Genomic DNA, 19,167 nt, shown 5'->3' with positions numbered 1-19,167 from the left:
CGCAGCATCGCCATCGGGCAGGAGACATGCCTGCTCGCGGCCGACCACCGGCGCCCGCGACGGAGTGCCGACGTCAGTCGGCGTCGCGCCAGCTGCGCCAGAGCGCGGCGTAGGCGCCGTCGGCCGCGACGAGTTGGTCGTGGCTGCCGAGCTCGCTCACCCGGCCGTCCTCGATCACCGCGATGCGGTCGGCGTCGTAGGCGGTGTGCAGGCGGTGCGCGATCGCGATCACGGTGCGGCCCTCGAGCACCGCGTTGAGCGAGCGCTCGAGGTGGCGCGCCGCCCGCGGGTCGAGCAGCGACGTCGCCTCGTCGAGCACGAGGGTGTGCGGGTCGGCCAGGATCAGCCGGGCGAGGGCGACCTGCTGCGCCTGCCCGGGTGCCAGCGAGTGGCCGCCCTGGCCCACCTCGGTGCCCAGGCCGTCGGGAAGCGTGTCGTACCAGGGCATCGCGTCGACGGCCTCCAGGGCGGCGAGCAGCTCGTGGTCGTCGGCGTCGGGCTTGGCCAGCAGCAGGTTGTCGCGCAGCGTGCCGACGAACACGTGGTGCTCCTGGTTGACCAGGGCCACCTGCGTGCGGACCGTCTCCGTCGGCATGAGCGAGAGCGCCGCGCCGCCCATCTCGACCGTGCCGGTGCGCGGCGCGTAGATGCCGGCCATCAGCCGGCCGAGGGTCGACTTGCCCGCCCCGGACGGGCCCACCAGCGCCACGCGCTCGCCCGGAGACACGTCGAGGTCGATGCCGTGCAGCACGTCGCGCCCGGCGCGGTAGCCGAAGCGCACGTCGTCGACGACGAGCCGGTCGTCGGCCGGCTCGAGGGTGTCGTCGGTCTCCGGGTCCGGCACCTCGTGGACGCCGACGAGCCGGGCCAGCGAGGCCTGCCCCACCTGGAGCTCGTCGTACCACATGAGGATGAGGTCGACGGGCTCGACGAGCATCTGCGTGTAGAGCAGGCCGGTGGTCAGCTGGCCGAGGGTGATGGTGCCGTTGCCGACGAGCACGCCGCCGAACGCCAGCACGCCGGCGAGCGGCAGCACGTAGCCCGCCTCGATGAAGGGGAACCACGTGCACCGCAGCCACAGCGTGTAGCGCTCCCAGGACACCCAGCGGCGGATGCGGCGGTCGGTGACCTCGGCCCGCTGCTCCTCGAGCCGGTACAGCTCGATGGTCTGCCCGGCGTCGACGGTCTCGGCGATGGACGCGCTCACCGCGGCGTACGTGGCCGACTCGGCCCGGTAGGCCTGCGGCGCCCGGCGGAAGTACCACCGCGAGGCGATGAGGATCGGCGGGACGGCGAGCAGCCACACGAGCGCGAGCTGCGGCGCCGTGACCACGAGCGCGCCGCCCACCAGCGCGGCGGTGACCACCGAGATGGTGATCTGCGGGATCGCGTCGCGCACCGCGTGGTTGAGCTTGTCGATGTCCGTCGTCGTCCGCGACACGAGGTCGCCCGTGCCGGCCCGCTCCACGACGCCGGTGGGCAGCGCCACGGCCCGGCCGAGGAAGTCCTCGCGCAGGTCGGCGAGCACCTCCTCGCCGAGGATGCCGGCGCGCAGCCGCGTGATCCGCGTGAACACGGTCTGCACGACGAGCGCGGCGAGGAACCACAGCGCGGCGCGGTCGATGAACTCGGTCGTGGTGCCCGTGGTGAGGCTCTCCACCAGGCCGCCGAGCACGATCGGGCCGGCCAGGCCGGCGACCGACGCCACGGCGTTGGCCGCGATGACGACGCCGAACGCGCGGCGGTGGCGCAGCAGCAGGCGGCGGACGTAACGGCGCATGGTCGGGTCGCTGGCGACCGGCAGCGACTGGCCGGTGAGCGTCGCGGCGGCGACGGCGTCCTCGGGCGGCCTCATGACGACGTCACCTCCTCGCGCGGGCCGCCCGCTGCGTGGTCGGCCGCGGCCCCCGGCTCGCCGGCCTCGGCCACCTCGCGCGTGACGACGGCGCGATAGGCCGGGTCGTCGCGCAGCAGCTCGCGGTGCCGTCCGGTGGCCACGACGCGACCGTCCAGCACGAGTGCGACCCGGTCGGCGCGGTCGAGCACGAGCGGTGAGCTCGTGAGCACCACGGTGGTGCGACCGGCGCGGGCCTCGTGCAGCGCGGAGGCGATGCGCGCCTCGGTGTGCGAGTCGACCGCACTCGTGGGCTCGTCGAGCACGAGCACCGGCGGGTCCGCCACCAGGGAGCGGGCCAGGGCCAGCCGCTGGCGCTGGCCGCCGGACAGCGATCGGCCGCGCTCGGTGATGCGGGCGGCGAGCGGGTCCGACACCTCGGGGGAGGAGTCGACCAGCGCGTCGAGCACGTCGTACGCCGAGGCCGTGCGGACGGCGTCGGACACGGTGACGCGGCCCGAGCGCGGGACGTCGACGAGGTCGGCGAGGGTGCCGGACAGCAGCACCGGGTCCTTGTCCTGCACGAGGACGGCGGCGCGGGCCTGCGCCCGCGGGATGCGCGCGAGCGGCACGCCGTCGAGGGTGACGTCGCGGCCGCCGGGGCCGATGCCGGCCAGGCGCAGCGCGATGGCGTCGGCGACGGACTGCTCGGCGCACACCACCGCCGTGAGCACGCCGGGCTCCACGGTGAGCTCCGACGTCGGGTCGTGCAGGACGGCCAGCGGCGCGATCGCCGATCCGCCGGCGGGCGCGTCGGCGTCGTCGCGCTCGAGCCGCAGGACGCGCACCACGCGGGCGGCGCCGACGTAGGAGCGGGTCCAGCGCTGCGCCGCCTCGGTGAAGGTGCGCAGAGGCGTCATGAGGAACGCGGAGTAGCCGTAGAACGCGACGAGCTGCCCCACCTCGAGCGTGCCGTTCTGCACGAGCCGGGCGCCCACCCAGGTGACGAGCACGAGGAACAGGCCGGGCAGGGCCACCTGCTGGGCCTCCAGAAGGGAGCGCACCTTGGCGACGTCGACTGCCGCGGAGCGCACGCGCTGGGACGCCTCGTGGAAGCGGCGCAGGAACAGCTCCTCGCCGCCGATGCCGCGCAGCACGCGCAGGCCGGCGACGGTGTCGGACGCGAGCTCGGAGGCGCGGCCGACGAGGTGGCGCTGCGCCGACTCGCGCCGCTCGAGCGGGCGCAGCAGCGGGCCGACCGCGAGGGCGAGCAGCGGGACGATCACGAGGACGAGCGCACCGAGCAGCGGCGCCGAGCGCAGCAGCACGACCAGCACCGCGACGAAGCCGACGACGCTCCCCATGAACCGCGAGAACACGTCGAAGCCGCTGCCGATCTTCTCGACGTCGTTGCTCGTCACCGCGACGACCTCGCCGGTGGCGATGGTGCGCCGCAGCGTCGCGCCGAGGTAGGCCGCGTGCCGCACGACGAGCTGCTGCGTGCGGCTCGCGGCGGTGATCCAGTTGGTGACCGCCATGCGGTGCCGCAGCACGCCTCCCGCGGCCTGCACGACGCCCAGCACCACGAGCACGACGGTGGCCCGGACGACACCGGCCTCGTCCCCGTCGGCCGCGGCCTGCACGCCGGCGCCGATGGCCGCCGGCACCGCGGCCATCGCGACCATCCAGAGGATGCCCCACGTGGTGCCGAGCGCCAGGGGTCGCCACTGACGGCGCGCCAGCCACAGCAGGTACGCGGCGGGGGAGCGGAGGTCGGGTCTTCCCGGGTCCGGGAGGGGAAGGTCCGACATCACCATGGCCGGTCGAGCGTAGGTCCGGCCCGGCACGCCGGTCGCCCCGGTTTCCGGCCAGAGGACGCCCCCGTCGCTACCGTCGTGCGTGCGCGCCGGGACGTCCGGCCCGGCACCTCGAGGTGATGCTGTGAGCGAGTCCGACGTCCCGCCCGAGCGCGACCCGTTCGTCCCGCCGCCGCCCCCTCCGGGCTATGGCGGCACCCCCGCCCCGCCGCCCCCTCCTCCCTACGGCGCGCCCCCGCCCCCGTATGGGAGCCCGTCCCCTGTCTACGGCACCCCACCGCCCCCGCCTGCCGCGGGCGCGGTCCCGCCGCCCACGTACCCGCCGGCGCCGGGGCAGCCCGGCGCGCCCGCCTGGGGCTACGCGCAGCCGCAGAACGGTCCGGGCACCACCGCGCTCGTCACCGGGATCCTGAGCCTGGTCTGCTGCGGGATCATCCTGGGGATCGTGGCGATCGTGCAGGGGCGCAAGGGGATGGCGCTGGCCGACCAGGGCCTGGCCACCAACCGCGGCACGGCCCAGGCCGGCTTCGTGCTGGGCATCATCGGCCTCGTGCTGTGGGCGGTATGGCTGGTGTACCTGCTCGCGAGCGGCAGCTGGTCCTCGTCGATCACGTCGGGCTGACGACGGCGCCGCCGCCGGCGGGGACGGCGCGCGCCGCCGACTAGGATCGGGCCACGCGCCGCCCGACGGAGGGCGCGCGGCCACCGACGGAAGGCCTGCGAACCGGTGACCATCCCCCCGCACCGCCCGGTCCTCGTCGTCGACTTCGGGGCGCAGTACGCGCAGCTCATCGCGCGCCGGGTGCGCGAGGCCCGGGTCTACAGCGAGATCGTCCCGTCGACCATGCCGGTCGAGGAGATGCTCGCGAAGGACCCCGCGGCCGTGATCCTCTCCGGCGGGCCGTCGTCGGTCTACGCCGAGGGCGCCCCCCAGGTCGACCCCGCGCTGTTCGCCACGGGGGTGCCGACCTTCGGCATCTGCTACGGGTTCCAGGCCATGGCCGCGGCGCTCGGCGGCGAGGTCGCGCAGACCGGTCTCTCCGAGTTCGGGCGCACCACCCTCACGGTCACCGAGCCGGTGTCCGCGCTGTTCTCGGGGACGCCGACCGAGCAGCTCGTGTGGATGTCGCACGGCGACTCGGTACGCCGAGCGCCCGCCGGCTTCACGGTCACGGCCGTCACCGACGGCGCTCCCGTGGCCGGCTTCGAGGACCTCACCCGGCGGCTGGCCGGCGTGCAGTTCCACCCCGAGGTGATGCACTCCGAGCACGGCCAGAAGGTGCTCGAGCACTTCCTCTACTCCGTGGCCGGCATCGAGCCGACGTGGACGGCGTCCAACGTCATCGAGGAGCAGGTCGAGGCGGTCCGCGCGCAGGTGGGCGACAAGCTCGTGATCTGCGGGCTGTCCGGCGGCGTCGACTCCGCCGTGGCCGCCGCGCTCGTGCACCGCGCGGTCGGCGACAACCTCACGTGCGTCTTCGTCGACCACGGCCTGCTGCGCAAGGGCGAGCGCGAGCAGGTGGAGAACGACTACGTCGCGGCCACCGGCATCCGGCTCAAGGTCGTCGACGCCTCGGACCGCTTCCTCGACGCGCTCGACGGCGTCGAGGACCCGGAGGAGAAGCGCAAGACCATCGGGCGGCTGTTCATCCGGGTGTTCGAGGACGCCGCGCGCGAGGTGGTCGAGGAGGCCGGCGCGCACGGCCAGCAGGTGGAGTTCCTCGTGCAGGGCACGCTCTACCCCGACGTCGTCGAGTCCGGCGGCGGCACCGGCACCGCCAACATCAAGAGCCACCACAACGTGGGCGGCCTGCCCGAGGACCTCCAGTTCTCGCTCGTCGAGCCGCTGCGCACGCTGTTCAAGGACGAGGTGCGCGCCGTCGGCACGGAGCTGGGCCTGCCGCCGGAGATGGTGTGGCGCCACCCGTTCCCGGGCCCGGGCCTCGCGATCCGCATCGTGGGCGCCGTGTCGCGCGAGCGGCTCGCCGTGCTGCGCGAGGCCGACGCGATCGTGCGCGAGGAGACCGCGGCCGCCGGCGTCGACCGCTCGATCTGGCAGCTGCCGGTGGTGCTGCTCGCCGACGTCCGCTCGGTGGGCGTGCAGGGCGACGGCCGCACCTACGGGCACCCGGTCGTGCTGCGCCCGGTGTCGAGCGAGGACGCGATGACGGCCGACTGGTCGCGCCTGCCCTACGACCTGCTCGCGCGGATCTCGACCCGGATCACCAACGAGGTGCGCGAGGTCAACCGGGTGGTGCTCGACATCACGAGCAAGCCGCCCAGCACCATCGAGTGGGAGTGACCTCCCCCGTTCGCGACGTCACCGGTGGAAGGGCTGCTTCCCGGCCCGGGAGACGACCGATCCACCCGTGACATCGGGCCCGGGAGGGTGACGCTGCGCTGTCGGCGCTCACCCGTCCGGGCGAGTCCCGTGGCCGAGGACGGCTCCGAGGCGTCATCCTGGTGCGCGTGACCCCCGTTCCCCGGCGCGCCGCCGCCGCGACGCTGCTCCTGCTGGGCCTGGCCGGGGCCGCCCTGGCGGCCGCCCCCGCGGCGTCCGCCGACGCCCCCGTGGGCGAGCTCGTGCTGCACCAGTCGGCCGACTGCAGCGGCCCGGCGCTGCCCGGGGGCTCGCTGGTGACGCTGCCCTTCAGCATCTCCGTGCAGGGGTTCGCGCCCAACACCATCGGCGTCCTGGAGTGGACCTCCGAGGACGGGCAGACGGCGTCCAACAGGTTCACCACCGGCGACACGGGCACGACGTGCGACGCGATCGGCGCGGCGGCCCTCGGCGCCTTCCAGGCCACGTTCGTCTACACCGACGACGACGGGTCGCACGCGGTGCCGGTGGCCGGCGTCATCTCCGACACCCTCGTGGGCGACCCCTCGCCCACCCAGCCGACCTCGCCGTGGACCTCGCCGACGGCGACCGCGAAGCCCACCTCGTCCGCGAGCCCCACGCACCACAGCGCGACGCCGACCGCCTCGGGCAGCGCCGCCGCCGCGGGCAGCGGCTCGGGCGGCGACCCGACGACCCTGCCGAGCACCGGCAACAGCGCCCAGCTGCCGCGCACCGGGGCCGACCCCGTGCTCGTGTGGTCCGCCCTCGGTGCGCTCGTGGCCGGTGCCGTCCTCTACGTCGGGGCCGGTGCGCCGGCCAGCGCCCGGCGCCACTAGCGCCTGCGGGCTCAGTCCCCCGGCAGGCCCCGGGCCCGGTCGAGCAGGGCGGCCACGGCGGCCACCTGCTCCTCGACGTCCCACTCGAGCGTCGCCTCGCCGGCGACCACCTCGGTCATCGACCAGCCGGGCACCTCGGCGGGGCGCCACCACGCGCTGACAGCGACGCCGTCCTGCTCCATCTGCTCGAGCCCTGCCGTCTCGAGCCGCTCGTGCGGCAGGTCGACGAACACGCGGAAACCGTTGGTGCGCGGGGGATCCGGGAGCACACGCACCCCGTCGAGGCGGGCCAGGGCGGCCGCGAGCTCGACGGCGCGGTCGCGGTAGGCGGCCATGCGTGGCAGGTAGGTGCGCAGCCCGTGGCGGGCCAGGACGGCGTAGGGCAGCAGCGAGAACAGCCGCCCGCCGTGGCGCCACTGCCAGCGGCGGGCCTGGGCCACGAGGTCCTCCGGCCCGGCGAGCACGGCCCCGGCCAGCCCGCCGAGGCCCTTGTAGAACGACACGTAGACCGAGTCGGCGAGCGCCGCGATCTCCGCGAGCGGCCGGTCGTAGAACGGCTGCGACTCCCAGATGCGCGCCCCGTCGAGGTGCAGCGGCACGCCGCGCGCCCGCGCCGCCTCGCTCAGCGCGACCAGCTCGTCCCAGTCCGGCAGCAGGTAGCCGGCGTCGCGCAGCGGGAGCTCGACGGCGACGGCGGCCAGCGGCTCGGCCAGCTCCTCGAGGTCGGCGGCGGTCGAGGGGCGCGGGTCGGTGGTGAGGTGCTGCACCCGCAGGCCGTGCAGCTCGGTCAGGGTCCCCAGCTCGTGCAGCACGAGGTGCGAGAGGGCGTGGACGGCGACCGCCCGGCTCGCCGAGCGGTCGCACCAGGCGCGCAGGGCCGCCTGCTGCGCCATGATCCCGCTGGGCATGAGGACCGCCGCGGGCTTGCCGAGCAGCGCGGCCACCTCGGCCTCCAGTGCGGCGACCTCGCCGCCCTCGCCGTAGCGGTCGAGCGCGTCGGTGGTGACGGCCTGCGCGGCCCGCTCCAGCGCCTGCTCGGGGCCGACGCCGCGGTGGCCCACCAGGGTGCGACCGCACGCGTCGAGGGCCGCTCTCCTGCGCGCCGCGAGCGCGGCCTTCTCCTCGGATGGCACGGCCACACGCTACGGCGCCCGGCCCCGACGTCCGCCCCGGATTCCCCGCGCCGCCCGGGCCGACACGGCTGCGCCACCGCTGGGCGGCCCCGGACGTTGACAGGCCCGGCGCGCCCGCGGCAGGCTGTGGGAGCGCTCCCAAGCCGCGGGGGGACCGGTGTCCGGCCCGCCGGCGGCGCGGCAGGCGTCGACGTCGGGTGCTCGGCACGGGCAGGGGCCCGGGCCGGGGGAGCCGCCCGCCGCCGGCGCGGAGGCGGGTCGGGATCGAGGGAGCCTCGACCCGCCTCCGCGCGCGCCGCCCCGGCGTGCCAGGGTGGTCGACCGGCGCGGCGGGGGACGCCGGCCCGCACCGGCCCGCCAGCACGACGCACCACCGCACGAGCACGACGCACGCTTCAGGAAGGTGACCCCCGTGACCGCCGTACCCGCGCTGACCACCCCGGTCGAGGCGAGGACCCCGCGCCGATTCCCCGACGGCTTCGTGTGGGGGGCGGCGACCGCCGCGTTCCAGATCGAGGGCGCCACCACCGAGGACGGCCGCGGCCGGTCCATCTGGGACACCCTGTGCGCCAGGCCCGGGGCGATCCTCGACGGGTCCGACGGCTCGGTCGCCTGCGACCACTACCACCGGTGGGAGTCCGACCTCGACCTGCTGCGCGACCTCGGACTCTCGGCGTACCGCTTCTCGATCGCCTGGCCCCGGGTGATCCCGGCCGGGCGCGGCGAGGTCAACGCCGCCGGCCTGGCCTTCTACGACCGGCTCGTCGACGGCCTGCTCGAGCGCGGCATCGAGCCGTTCGTCACCCTCTACCACTGGGACCTGCCGCAGGAGCTCGAGGACCTCGGCGGGTGGCGCAACCGCGACACCGCGCTGCGCTTCGCGGAGTACGCCGCCATCACCCAGCACCGCCTCGGCGACCGGGTGCGGAGCTGGACGACGCTCAACGAGCCGTGGTGCTCCTCGTTCCTCGGCTACGCCTCGGGCGAGCACGCGCCGGGCGCCACCGACCCGGTCGCCGCGATCACGGCGTCGCACCACCTGCTGCTGGCCCACGGCCTGGCCGCGCAGGCGCTGCGCGGGGGCCGGCGTCCGGCCCAGGTGGGCATCACGCTCAACCTCTACGACGTCACCGCGGCCAGCGACAGCGAGGCCGACGTCGAGGCCGCCCGCCGTCTCGACGGCATGCAGAACCGCTGGTTCCTCGACCCCGTGCTGCGCGGCACCTACCCGGCCGACGTCGTCGCCGACCTCGCGCGCTTCACCGACCTGTCGTTCGTGCACGACGGCGACCTCGAGACCATCTCGACCAAGCTCGACCACCTCGGCGTCAACTACTACAGCTCGTTCGTCGCGCAGGGCCTGCCCGAGCCGGTGCCGCCGGCCGAGGGCGAGCGGCCCACCCCGTGGGTGGGGCTCGAGGACGTCGGCCTGCTCGACCGCGGCCTGCCGCGCACCCACATGGGCTGGGACGTCGACCCCGCCGGCCTCACCCACGTGCTCGAGCGCATCGCCCGCGAGTACGACGCCCCGCCGATCTACATCACCGAGAACGGCGCGGCCTACGAGGACGAGGTGGTCGACGGCGCCGTCGACGACCAGCAGCGCTGGGGCTACATCGACGCGCACCTGCGCGCGGCGCTCGACGCCGTCGACGCCGGGGTCGACCTGCGCGGCTACTTCGTCTGGTCGCTGCTCGACAACTTCGAGTGGGCCTGGGGCTACACGCGCCGCTTCGGCGTCGTGCGGGTCGACTACGACACCCAGGAGCGCATCGTGAAGTCCAGCGCCCGCGCCTACTCCGGCGTCGTGCGCGACAACGGCTGGGCGTAGCCGGGCGTCAGCCGGAGCTCTCCCGCACCACGAGGTGCGTGGGGAGCACCTCCTGGCGCGGCTCGCCGGCGCCGCCCACGAGCTCGAGCAGCAGCTCGGCCATGCGGTGGCCCGCGCGCTCGACCTCCTGGCGCACCGAGCTCAGCGGCGGCACGGACTGCCGCGCCGTCTCGCTGTCGTCGAACCCGACCACGGCGACGTCGTCGGGCACCACGCGGCCGTGCTCGCGCAGCACCCGCATCGCGCCGGCGGCCATGAGGTCGTTGGCGGCGAACACCGCGTCGATGCCGGGGTCGCGCGCGAGCAGCTCGGCCATGCGCTCCTGTCCGGACTCCACGCTGAAGCCGCCGTGCGCCACGAGCGCGTCGTCCGGCTCGATCCCGGCCTCGGTCAGGGCCCGGCGCCAGCCGGCGAGCCGGTCGACGCCGACCCCCATGTCCAGCGGCCCGGTGATCGTCGCGATGCGCCGCCGTCCGCGGCCGACGAGGTGCGCCACCGCCTCGTGGGCGCCGGACTCGTTCTCGGAGTCGACCCACCACAGGTCCTGCCGCGACGCCGTGCTCGTCCGTCCCGCGTAGACCGCGGGCAGCCCCGAGGCGACCAGGCTCTCCACGAGCTCGGCGTCGCCGTGGCCGTGCACCACCAGCAGCCCGTCGAGGCGGTCGGCGGCCAGGCCGAGCAGCTGGTCGCGCTCGGCCGTGTCGGCCGCGAGCGAGAGCACGAGCCCGACGCCGGCCGCCGCGAGCGCGGCGTGCGCGCCGCGCGCGATGCCGGCGAAGAACGGGTCGCTGAACAGCCGCTCGTTGGTCTCGTTGACCACGAGGCCCACCAGCCCGGTGCGCCCGGTGACCAGGCTGCGCGCGGTGAGGTTGGGCCGGTAGCGCAGCTCGGCCGCGGCGGCGGTGACGGCGGCGACCGCCTGCGGGCTGACGTTGGTGGCCCCGGACAGCACCCGGCTCGCCGTGCCGCGGCTGACGCCGGCGCGCGCGGCCACCATCTCCAGCGTGGGGCGCGAGGGCGGACGCGCGCCGCCGGACTCGGTCGCGTCGGTCGCGTCGGCCGCGTCGTCGGGCGGGGGCGTCGTGGTCATCGCCCCGATCCTAGGAGCGCTCCCACTCCCGTCGCGGGCCGAGGGCCGGTTCGGGTGCGCGCCGTCGGACCGGCCTGGCACGGTGGGCGCGTGGCCACCCGGATCCCCGTCGTCGTCGAGCAGGGCCGCTCGCGCACGTTCGCCTCCGCGCTGCCCTGGCCGGGCTGGTCGCGGTCCGGGCGCGACGAGGCGTCGGCGCTCGAGGCGCTCCTGTCCTACGCCGACCGCTACGCCGTCGTGGCCCGCCGGGCGGGGCTCGCGCTGCCGGCGTCCGTGAGCCTCGAGGTCGTCGAGCGCGTGCCCGGCGACACCACCACGGACTTCGGCGCGCCCTCGCGTCCCGCCGCCGCGGAGTCCGCGTCCGCGACGCCCGCCGCGCGCCGCCGCCAGGTCGCCCTGCTCGAGGCGTCGTGGGCGGTGCTCGCCGACGTCGCCGCCGGCGCCCCGGCGGCCCTGCGGCGCGGCCCGCGCGGGGGCGGCCGCGACCGCGACGAGGTGGTGCGCCACGTCGAGGACGCCGAGCGCGCCTACGCCCGCAAGGTCGGCGTGCGCCACCCGCCCTATCGCGCCCCCGGTGACGTCGCGGTGATGCGCGCCGAGCTCGTCGCCGCCCTGCTCGCCGGCACGGCCGAGGGCCCGTGGCCGGCGTCGTACGCCGTGCGACGCACGGCCTGGCACGTGCTCGACCACGCCTGGGAGATCGAGGACCGGTCCGGCTGACCGGCGCGCATGGCCCGGACCGGTCATGCCGGCCCGGCCACCGAGATGGCCGACGCGGCCGACGCGCGACGACGCGAGTGGCGGGCACGCTGGCGGGCGTCGTACCCGACTCGAGGAGGCCCCCGTGCCGTTCATCCAGGTCAAGGTGATCGAGAACGTCTTCACCCCGGAGCAGAAGGACGAGATCGTCCGTCGGCTCACGGACGCCCTGGTGGCCGTCGAGGGCGAGAACATGCGCCCGGTCACCTGGTGCGTCGTCGAGGAGGTCGCGAGCGGGTCGTGGGCCATCGCGGGGACCCCGCTCACCACGGAGGACCTGCGCGCCCTCGCGGCCGGCGTCGGCGTCTGAGGACCACCGTGCTCACGGCGGTCTTGCCGCGCCCGCGCGCCCCGATGGAGGCTGAGCCCGTGCCTGCCGGCCCCTCCGCCCTCGACGCGGCCCGCGCGGCGCTGGCGCAGGGGGACTGGGCCGGGGCCGCCGCGGGCTTCCGCGCGGTGCTGGCCGACGGCGAGGACGCTGCCGCCCTCGAGGGACTGGCGCAATGCGCGTGGTGGCAGGACGACGCCGAGGTCTGCCTCGGGTCGCGGGAGGCGGCCTACCGCTGCCACCGCGCCGCGGGCGACGACCTCGGCGCGGCCCGCGCCGCCACCGCGCTGGCCTGGGACTCGCTGCTCTTCGGCCGGGGCGCCGCCGTGGCCCAGGGCTGGGCACGGCGCGCGCGCGACCTGCTCGGCGCGGTGCCCGAGGCGGCCGAGCACGGGTGGCTCGCGGTGCGCGAGGCCGAGCTCGCGCTCGCCCTCGGCCACGACCAGGTGGCCGCGCAGGCGTCCGCCGAGCGTGCCCGGGACCTCGGCCACCGCCTCGGCGACAGCGACCTCGAGCTGGCCGGCCAGGCGTTCTCCGGCCTGGCGCAGGTGAGCGGGGGCCAGCTCGCCGAGGGGATGGCACGCCTGGACGCCGCGGTCGCCGGGGCCACCGCTGGCGACGTCAGCGACCTCATGTGGATGGGCAAGATCTGCTGCTGGCTGATCGTGGCCTGCCACGAGACCCAGGACGTCGAACGCGCCGCCGACTGGTGCCGTCGGGTCGAGACGATCTGCCTCGACCGAGACCTGCGCCCGTTGTTCAACGTCTGCCGCATCCAGTACGCCTCCCTCCAGGTCTCGCGCGGCACCTGGCCCGACGCCGAGCGCGAGCTCACCGGCGCCCTCGACCGGCTGGCCGGGTCGCAGCGCGGCTCGCGCCTCGACGCCGTGGCGCAGCTGGGCGAGCTGCGCCGGCGCCAGGGCCGGCTCGACGAGGCCGACGCCCTGCTCGCGCAGGCGGAGTTCGTGCCCGAGGCGGTGGTGAGCCGGGCTCTCGTGCGTCTGGCCCGGGGGGACGCCCCCGCCGCGCGGCGCATGCTCGCCGAGCAGCTCGCGCAGATCCCGCCGGCCCACCGCCTCGCCCGCGCCGCGGTGCTGCCGGCCGCGGCCGCCGCGGCCCTGGCCGCCGGCGAGCGCGACACGGCCGCGGCGGTGGCCGACGAGCTGCGCGAGACCGCGGACCTGGTGGGCACCGACGCGCTCCTCGGCCACGCCGCCGCGGTGGAGGCCGCCCTGCACGACGGGCCGGACGCCGTGGCGCGGTGGTCGGAGGCGGTGCGCCGCTACGCCTCGGCCGGGCTGCGGTTCGACGAGGCCGAGGCCCGGCTGCGCCTGGGGGAGGCGCTGCTCGCCGAGGGCGATCGCGGGTCCGGGCGGGAGCAGGTGCTCCTGGCCGCGGACGCGTTCGCCGCGCTGGCGGCCGGCGCCCACCTCGAGCGGGCGCGGTCGCTGCTCGGCGCGGGCCCCGACGCCTCGCCCCTCACCGCCCGGCAGACCGAGATCCTGCGGCTCATCGCGCAGGGACGCACCAACGCCGAGATCGCCGCCGCCCTGCACCTGAGCGAGCACACGGTCCACCGCCACGTCTCGAACATCCTCACCGCCCTGGGGCTGGGCACCCGTGCCGCCGCGACGGCCTACGCCGCCGGCCATGGCCTGATCTAGCGCGACCGCCCGGCACGCCGCCCGCGCCGGCGCACCAGCCTGCGCCCGCCCGACACCGCCCGACACCGCCGTCCCGCCGCGCGGGGCCGACCCACCGAGGAGAACCGCATGCCGCAGCCCGAGCAGTGGCTCACCGTCGACGAGGGCTGGGGCCGGCGCGCCGCCGACTTCGCCTCGCTGTCCGAGCCCGCGAACTGCCGCGAGTACGTCGCGGTCCAGCGCCTGGCCCGGCTGCGCCCGGGCGACCGCCTCCTCGACGTGGCGTGCGGCTCCGGCCTCGCGCTCGAGCTGGCCGGCGTCGCCGGTGCCCGGGTGGCCGGCATCGACGCCTCGGAGCGCCTGGTCGCGGTCGCCCGCGAGCGGGTGCCCGACGGCGACGTGCGGGTGGGCGACATGCGGGCGCTGCCGTGGCCCGACTCCTCCTTCGACGTCGTGACGAGCTGCCGCGGCATCTGGGGCACCACGCCGGAGGTGCTCGAGGAGGTCCGCCGCGTGCTGCGGCCCTCGGGCCGGCTCTGCCTCACGGTGTGGGGCCACCTCAAGGCCGCCGAGGGCTCGTGGGCGCTGGCGCCCTTCCGGCTCGCGCCGTCGGACAAGCTCGCCGACCAGTCGGCCATGAACGCCCTGGGCCGCCCCGGCGTGGGCGAGCAGGCCCTGGCCGACCACGGGTTCACCGACGTCCGCCGCCATGACGTCCCCTTCGCCTGGGAGTTCCCGGACCCGCAGGGCTACGCGCGGGCGCTGGCCTCGACCGGTCCGGCCTACGAGGCGATCCGCGCGATCGGGGAGGAGGAGTTCCTCCGCCACGCCGAGGAGCTGGCCGCCGAGCGCGTGCGCCACGGCCTGCCCCTGCGCGCCGTGCTCCCGGTCGTGGCGTTCACGGCGCGGGCACCGCAGCCGGCGCCGCCGCCCGCGCCGGCCGCCGACGCGTCGCTGCTCGGGTCCGCACCCCTGACGCCCGAGGGCCAGCGGCTCATCGACGACGACGTCGAGGAGCTCGGCTTCGTCATGAACGCCACCCGGCTGTGGATGCACGACCCCGCGGCGCTGGACGGTCTCTTCGCCCTGCTCGGCGAGCTCGTCGACCGGGTGGGTCTCGACCTGGTCGACCGGGGCGTGCTGGTGTCGGCCGCGGCCTCGCACGCCGGCGACCCCTACTGCTCGGCCGCGTGGGGCGACCGGCTCTCAAGGTTCGGCTCGCCGGAGGTCTCGGCGGCGGTGCTCACCGGCCGGGACGAGCCGCTCACCGAGCGGGAGCGCGCGCTGGCCGCGTGGGCGCGGCAGCTGGCCCTCGCGCCCCGCGCGACGACGCCGGAGCAGGTGTCGGCCCTGCGCTCGATCGGGCTCGACGACGCCGCGATCCTCGACCTCACGCTGTTCGTGGCGCTGCGCCTGGCGTTCTCCGCCGTCAACGGCGCGCTGCGGGCGCGCGTGGACGACGCGCTCGTGCAGCGGCTGCACCCGAGCGTGCGCGAGCGGGTGCTGGCACTGCTGGGCTGAGAGCAGCCCCACGCGACGACGACGGGACGCGCGTGGTGCGCGTCCCGTCGTCGGTCTCCCGTCCCGTCAGCCCCCGTGACCCGGCGGCCCGTTCGGGTCCGCGGGGGCGTCGTCGGGCGGCGTGCCGACCCCGGCGTCGCCGAGGTCCGGCACGGCGACGGCGGTGCCGGCCTCGGAGACCTGCGCCCGGGCGTAGGCCGACTCCTCGCGGCGCGTGGCGGTCACCGCCGCGGCCACGCCGGCGGCGCCGAGCGCCACGAACAGCACCGGCCAGACGATCCGGGCGTCGACGGTCAGGTCGGTCGAGGTGGCCACGAGGTAGAGCAGGGCCAGTCCGGCGAAGGCCGCTCCCGCGATGAGCGAGATCCAGTCGAGGTCATGACGTCGCACGACGCACCTCCAGCTGTCCGAGGCCGATGTCGGCCGTGAGGTCGACGGTCGTGGTGGGGGTCCCCGTCACGGCGTCGATCGTGGTGTCGGTGCGCAGGCTCGTGCCCGACTGGTCGGGCTGGCCGGGCACCGTGATGTCGCCCGCGCCGACGGTGCCGTGCAGGTGCACGGTCGTGTCCGGTGGCACGGTGACGAGCAGGTGGCCCAGGCCCACGTGGGCGGTGACGGTCGCGGGGCCGGCCGGCAGCCGGCCGAGGTCCAGGCGCGCCTCGCCGATCCCGAGGTCGAAGGGCGCCGGTGCCGACACCGTCGGCGTCCAGCGGCGCTGCCCGACCCCGCCGGAGGTCGCCGTGCTCAGCGAGGGCACGAGCGCGGCGGCCTGGGTGATGACGAGCAGCAGCGCGGCCGGTGCGATGAGCCAGCGGGCCCGCCCGCGGACGGCACCGACCAGCAGGCCGAGCCCGAGCACGAGCAGCATCGACGCGGGGATCACGGCGTCGGGCAGGTCCGCCCCCGCCACCTCGACGAGGGCGAGCACGCCCCCGACGAGCACGGCGAGGGAGACCGCGACCAGCCCCAGGTAGGAGCGCGGCTCGCGCGGGGCGGGCGGGGCAGGCGGCCCGTAGGAGCCGGCCACCGCGCCGCTGCCGGGGTCGACGTAGACGCCGGTGCCGCCGGCCGCGTAGCCAGTGCCCGCCGGCTGCGGCGCGACGGGGGGCGGGTAGGAGCCGGGCGGGGGCCAGCTGCCGGGGCCGCCCGGCAGGGCCGCCGGGAGCAGCTCGGGCTCGTTCTCGATGAAGATCCAGCCGACGAGGTAGGCGATCGCGAACCCGCCGCCGGTGAAGATGGTCAGCACCACGGTGAGGATGCGCAGCAGCGTGGGGTCGACGTCGTAGTGGCGGCCGATGCCGCCGCACACGCCGCCGAGCACGCGGTCGGTGCGGGAGCGGCGCAGCGGGGGACGCGGCACGCGGGCGTACACGGGCGGGTAGGGCGGCGGGGGAGCGGCCGTCGACGGTCCGGCGCCCTCGGGCTGCGGACCGGTGCCGGTCGGCTCGGCGATGGTGGGTGTCTCGTTCATGCCCTCACCTTCCGGCCGGGCGGGGTCGCGCCACATCCGGGATCAGCCCTGAACCGACCCCGGCCGGACCCTGACGCGAGGGCCGGGCCGGACCCCGATGTGCCGCGGGGCCGCGCCGGGGATCATGGACACGTGGATCACGCACCCAGTCAACCGCGCCGGGCAACCCGGGTGTCGGACGGCCGCGTCCTCGGCGGCGTGTGCACGGGCATCGCGGCCCACCTCGGCTGGTCGGTGCGCCTGGTGCGCGCGCTGTTCGTGCTCCTCACCCTGGCCAGCGGGTTCGGCCTCGTGCTCTACGCCGCCTACTGGGCCTGGCTGCCGCTCGACCACGGCGCCCGCGGCGAGGCGGGCCGACGGGCCGAGGGCCGCGACCTGGCCGGCGCCCTGGGCCTGGGCGTCCTGGCCGTCGGCGTCCTGCTCCTGCTCTCGCTGCGCGGGGTCGACCTCGTGGGCACGTGGGTGACCCCGCTCGTGCTCGTGGGGGCCGGCGTCGCGCTGCTGTGGCGCCAGTCCGACGACGCCCGCCGCACCGAGCTGCTCGCCGAGGTCGGCGCCAGCGCGCGGGCCACCACCCGGACGGCGGTCCGTTACGCCGGGCCCCGCGTGGCGCTCGGGCTGGCGCTCGTGGCGCTCGGCGTGCTCGGCGTCCTCGCCTCGCAGGGCAGCCTCGTCGACTCGCTCAAGGGCCTGGCCGCCGCGCTGCTCGCGGTGCTCGGCGTCGCGCTCGTGCTGCTGCCGGTGGTGCTCGGCTGGTGGCGCGACCTGGTGGCCGAGCGCCGCGCCCGCATCCGGTCCGAGGAGCGGGCGGAGGTCGCCGCGCAGGTGCACGACTCGGTGCTGCAGACCCTCACCCTCATCCAGCGCTCGGCCCACGACCCGGACGAGGTCACGCGCCTCGCGCGCACCGAGGAGCGGGCCCTGCGCCGGTGGCTCTACGCGCCCGTGGGCGACCCGGCCGCCACGCTGGTCGCCGGGCTGGAGACCGAGATCGCCGACATCGAGTCGACGTACGCGTGCGCGGTGGAGCTGGTGCACGTCGGCGACGCGCCGCGCGACGAGCGGGTCGACGCGCTGCTCGCCGCGGCGCGCGAGGCTGTCGTCAACGCCGCCAAGCACGCCGGCGGCCAGGTGACGGTGTACGTGGAGTGCGGGCAGGAGGGCGTGGAGGTGTTCGTGCGCGACCGCGGACCGGGCTTCGACCCGGAGCAGGTGCCCGACGACCGGCTCGGCCTGCGCGAGTCGGTGATGGCGCGGATGGCGCGCGTGGGCGGCAGCGCCCGCGTGCGCTCGACGCCGGGCGAGGGCACCGAGGTGTCGCTGGTGCTGCCGGCGCCGCTCGCGGCGAGGGTCCGGTCATGAGCGACGGCACGGACGCCACGCCGTCCACACGGCTGCTGCGGATCGTCCTCGTGGACGACCACCGGCTGTTCCGCTCCGGCGTGCGCGCCGAGCTCGGCGACCGCGTCGAGGTGGTGGGCGAGGCCGGCGACGTCGACGAGGCGGTCGCGGTGATCCGGCGGGAGCGTCCCGACGTCGTGCTCCTCGACGTGCACCTGCCCGGCGGGGGCGGCCGGGCCGTGCTCGACGCCTGCGCCTCGGAGCTCATCGACGTCCGGTTCCTCGCGCTGTCGGTGTCGGACGCGGCCGACGACGTGATCGGCGTCGTGCGCGGGGGCGCCCGCGGCTACGTCACGAAGGCGATCTCCGGCGACGACCTCGTGGACGCGATCCGGCGCGTCGCGGACGGCGACGCCGTGTTCTCGCCGCGGCTGGCGGGGTTCGTGCTCGACGCCTTCAGCGCCGGGTCCCTCGACGTCGACGAGGAGGGCCTCGACGCGCTGAGCCCGCGCGAGCGCGAGGTGATGCGGCTCATCGCCCGCGGCTACACCTACCGCGAGGTGGCGCGCGACCTCGTGCTCTCGGTCAAGACGGTCGAGACCCACGTGTCGTCCGTGCTGCGCAAGCTCCAGCTGTCCAACCGGCACGAGCTCGCCCGCTGGGCCGCCGCGCACCGCATCGTCTGACCGCGCAACCCACCCCGTCGTTACTGCCCGGATGACCGGAGATCGGCCCGGTCTCCGGTTCTTCCGGCAGTAACGACGGGAAGGGGACGGGGGCCGGACGTACGCTGCCGACGTGGACGCCGACGAGCTCGCGACGCTGACGGCGCTGCGCCGCGCCCGCGACTTCATGGACCGCGAGTACGCGCGCCCGCTCGACGTCCCGGCTATCGCGCGCACGGCGCACATGTCGCCGGCGCACTTCTCCCGGCGCTTCCGCGCCGCCTACGGCGAGACGCCGTACTCCTACCTCATGACGCGCCGCATCGAGCGGGCCAAGACGCTCCTGCGCCAGGGCACGATGTCGGTCACCGACGTGTGCATGGCGGTGGGCTGCACGTCGCTCGGGTCGTTCAGCTCGAGGTTCACCGAGATCGTGGGCGTCACGCCGAGCGCCTACCGCGCCCGCGACCACGCGGCGGCCCAGGTGGTGCCGGCCTGCGTCGCGAAGGTGGCGCTGCGCCCGGTCCGGACGCCGGCCGTCACCCCCTGACCCCGTC

At 76.4% G+C, this 19,167-nt stretch carries 17 protein-coding genes; 11 read left to right on the top strand and 6 right to left on the bottom strand.

Annotation, left to right across the window (positions count from 1 at the left end):
* Positions 1-73: 73 nt before the first annotated feature.
* Both GC157_13390 and GC157_13385 read right to left on the bottom strand, forming a co-directional pair.
* On the bottom strand, positions 74-1,855 hold the full coding sequence (locus GC157_13390) for an ATP-binding cassette domain-containing protein (GenBank protein MBI1378460.1): 1,782 nt from the start codon (positions 1,853-1,855) through the stop codon (positions 74-76).
* The gene (locus GC157_13385; protein MBI1378459.1) at positions 1,852-3,651 is read right to left on the bottom strand and encodes an ATP-binding cassette domain-containing protein; all 1,800 of its coding nucleotides are present in this window, start codon (positions 3,649-3,651) and stop codon (positions 1,852-1,854) included. Before GC157_13385 ends, GC157_13390 begins: the two co-directional genes overlap by 4 nt.
* 82 nt (positions 3,652-3,733) lie before the next feature.
* Here GC157_13385 and GC157_13380 point away from each other — a divergent pair, with 82 nt between their 5' ends.
* The 3 genes from GC157_13380 (at position 3,734) to GC157_13370 (ending at position 6,828) form a co-directional block, all read left to right on the top strand.
* Positions 3,734-4,273: a DUF4190 domain-containing protein gene (locus tag GC157_13380; GenBank protein ID MBI1378458.1), complete on the top strand. Its 540-nt coding sequence runs from the start codon at positions 3,734-3,736 to the stop codon at positions 4,271-4,273.
* Positions 4,274-4,378: 105 nt separating this feature from the next.
* Positions 4,379-5,953, top strand: coding sequence for a glutamine-hydrolyzing GMP synthase (gene guaA / locus GC157_13375; GenBank protein ID MBI1378457.1), 1,575 nt, complete (start codon positions 4,379-4,381; stop codon positions 5,951-5,953).
* A 167-nt stretch (positions 5,954-6,120) separates the two neighbouring features.
* Positions 6,121-6,828 (top strand): hypothetical protein, encoded by a 708-nt coding sequence (locus GC157_13370; protein MBI1378456.1) that lies wholly within the window; start codon positions 6,121-6,123, stop codon positions 6,826-6,828.
* Positions 6,829-6,839: 11 nt separating this feature from the next.
* Here GC157_13370 and GC157_13365 read toward each other — a convergent pair whose 3' ends face one another.
* Positions 6,840-7,967 (bottom strand): threonine aldolase, encoded by a 1,128-nt coding sequence (locus GC157_13365; protein MBI1378455.1) that lies wholly within the window; start codon positions 7,965-7,967, stop codon positions 6,840-6,842.
* Between the two features lie 424 nt (positions 7,968-8,391).
* Here GC157_13365 and GC157_13360 point away from each other — a divergent pair, with 424 nt between their 5' ends.
* Positions 8,392-9,792 (top strand): beta-glucosidase, encoded by a 1,401-nt coding sequence (locus GC157_13360; GenBank protein MBI1378454.1) that lies wholly within the window; start codon positions 8,392-8,394, stop codon positions 9,790-9,792.
* Between the two features lie 7 nt (positions 9,793-9,799).
* Here the strand turns inward: GC157_13360 and GC157_13355 are convergent, their stop codons facing one another.
* Positions 9,800-10,882 (bottom strand): substrate-binding domain-containing protein, encoded by a 1,083-nt coding sequence (locus GC157_13355; protein MBI1378453.1) that lies wholly within the window; start codon positions 10,880-10,882, stop codon positions 9,800-9,802.
* Positions 10,883-10,984: 102 nt separating this feature from the next.
* Between GC157_13355 and GC157_13350 the strand changes: the two genes are divergently transcribed.
* From GC157_13350 to GC157_13335, 4 genes are all read left to right on the top strand, one after another.
* Complete coding sequence (locus GC157_13350) at positions 10,985-11,602, top strand: hypothetical protein (protein MBI1378452.1); 618 nt, start codon at positions 10,985-10,987, stop codon at positions 11,600-11,602.
* Positions 11,603-11,726: 124 nt separating this feature from the next.
* Positions 11,727-11,951 (top strand): 4-oxalocrotonate tautomerase, encoded by a 225-nt coding sequence (locus GC157_13345; GenBank protein MBI1378451.1) that lies wholly within the window; start codon positions 11,727-11,729, stop codon positions 11,949-11,951.
* A gap of 44 nt (positions 11,952-11,995) precedes the next feature.
* Entirely contained in the window at positions 11,996-13,633 is a 1,638-nt protein-coding gene (locus GC157_13340; GenBank protein MBI1378450.1) for a helix-turn-helix transcriptional regulator, read from the top strand.
* Positions 13,634-13,741: 108 nt separating this feature from the next.
* On the top strand, positions 13,742-15,133 hold the full coding sequence (locus GC157_13335) for a methyltransferase domain-containing protein (GenBank protein MBI1378449.1): 1,392 nt from the start codon (positions 13,742-13,744) through the stop codon (positions 15,131-15,133).
* A 66-nt stretch (positions 15,134-15,199) separates the two neighbouring features.
* Here GC157_13335 and GC157_13330 read toward each other — a convergent pair whose 3' ends face one another.
* Both GC157_13330 and GC157_13325 read right to left on the bottom strand, forming a co-directional pair.
* Entirely contained in the window at positions 15,200-15,523 is a 324-nt protein-coding gene (locus GC157_13330) for a hypothetical protein (GenBank protein ID MBI1378448.1), read from the bottom strand.
* The gene (locus tag GC157_13325; protein ID MBI1378447.1) at positions 15,510-16,640 is read right to left on the bottom strand and encodes a PspC domain-containing protein; all 1,131 of its coding nucleotides are present in this window, start codon (positions 16,638-16,640) and stop codon (positions 15,510-15,512) included. The genes GC157_13330 and GC157_13325 overlap by 14 nt, the downstream gene beginning before the upstream one ends.
* Between GC157_13325 and GC157_13320 the strand changes: the two genes are divergently transcribed.
* The 3 genes from GC157_13320 (at position 16,419) to GC157_13310 (ending at position 19,160) form a co-directional block, all read left to right on the top strand.
* The gene (locus tag GC157_13320; protein MBI1378446.1) at positions 16,419-17,966 is read left to right on the top strand and encodes a PspC domain-containing protein; all 1,548 of its coding nucleotides are present in this window, start codon (positions 16,419-16,421) and stop codon (positions 17,964-17,966) included. The two genes, GC157_13325 and GC157_13320, sit on opposite strands and share 222 nt — an antisense overlap.
* Entirely contained in the window at positions 17,963-18,631 is a 669-nt protein-coding gene (locus tag GC157_13315) for a response regulator (GenBank protein ID MBI1378445.1), read from the top strand. Before GC157_13320 ends, GC157_13315 begins: the two co-directional genes overlap by 4 nt.
* Positions 18,632-18,797: 166 nt before the next feature.
* On the top strand, positions 18,798-19,160 hold the full coding sequence (locus GC157_13310; protein MBI1378444.1) for a helix-turn-helix domain-containing protein: 363 nt from the start codon (positions 18,798-18,800) through the stop codon (positions 19,158-19,160).
* Positions 19,161-19,167 lie beyond the last annotated feature (7 nt).

The sequence above is a fragment of the Frankiales bacterium genome (assembly GCA_016125335.1).
In the GTDB taxonomy this organism is placed as follows: domain Bacteria; phylum Actinomycetota; class Actinomycetes; order S36-B12; family CAIYMF01; genus Longivirga.
This window is presented reverse-complemented; position numbering and strand designations above follow the sequence as displayed.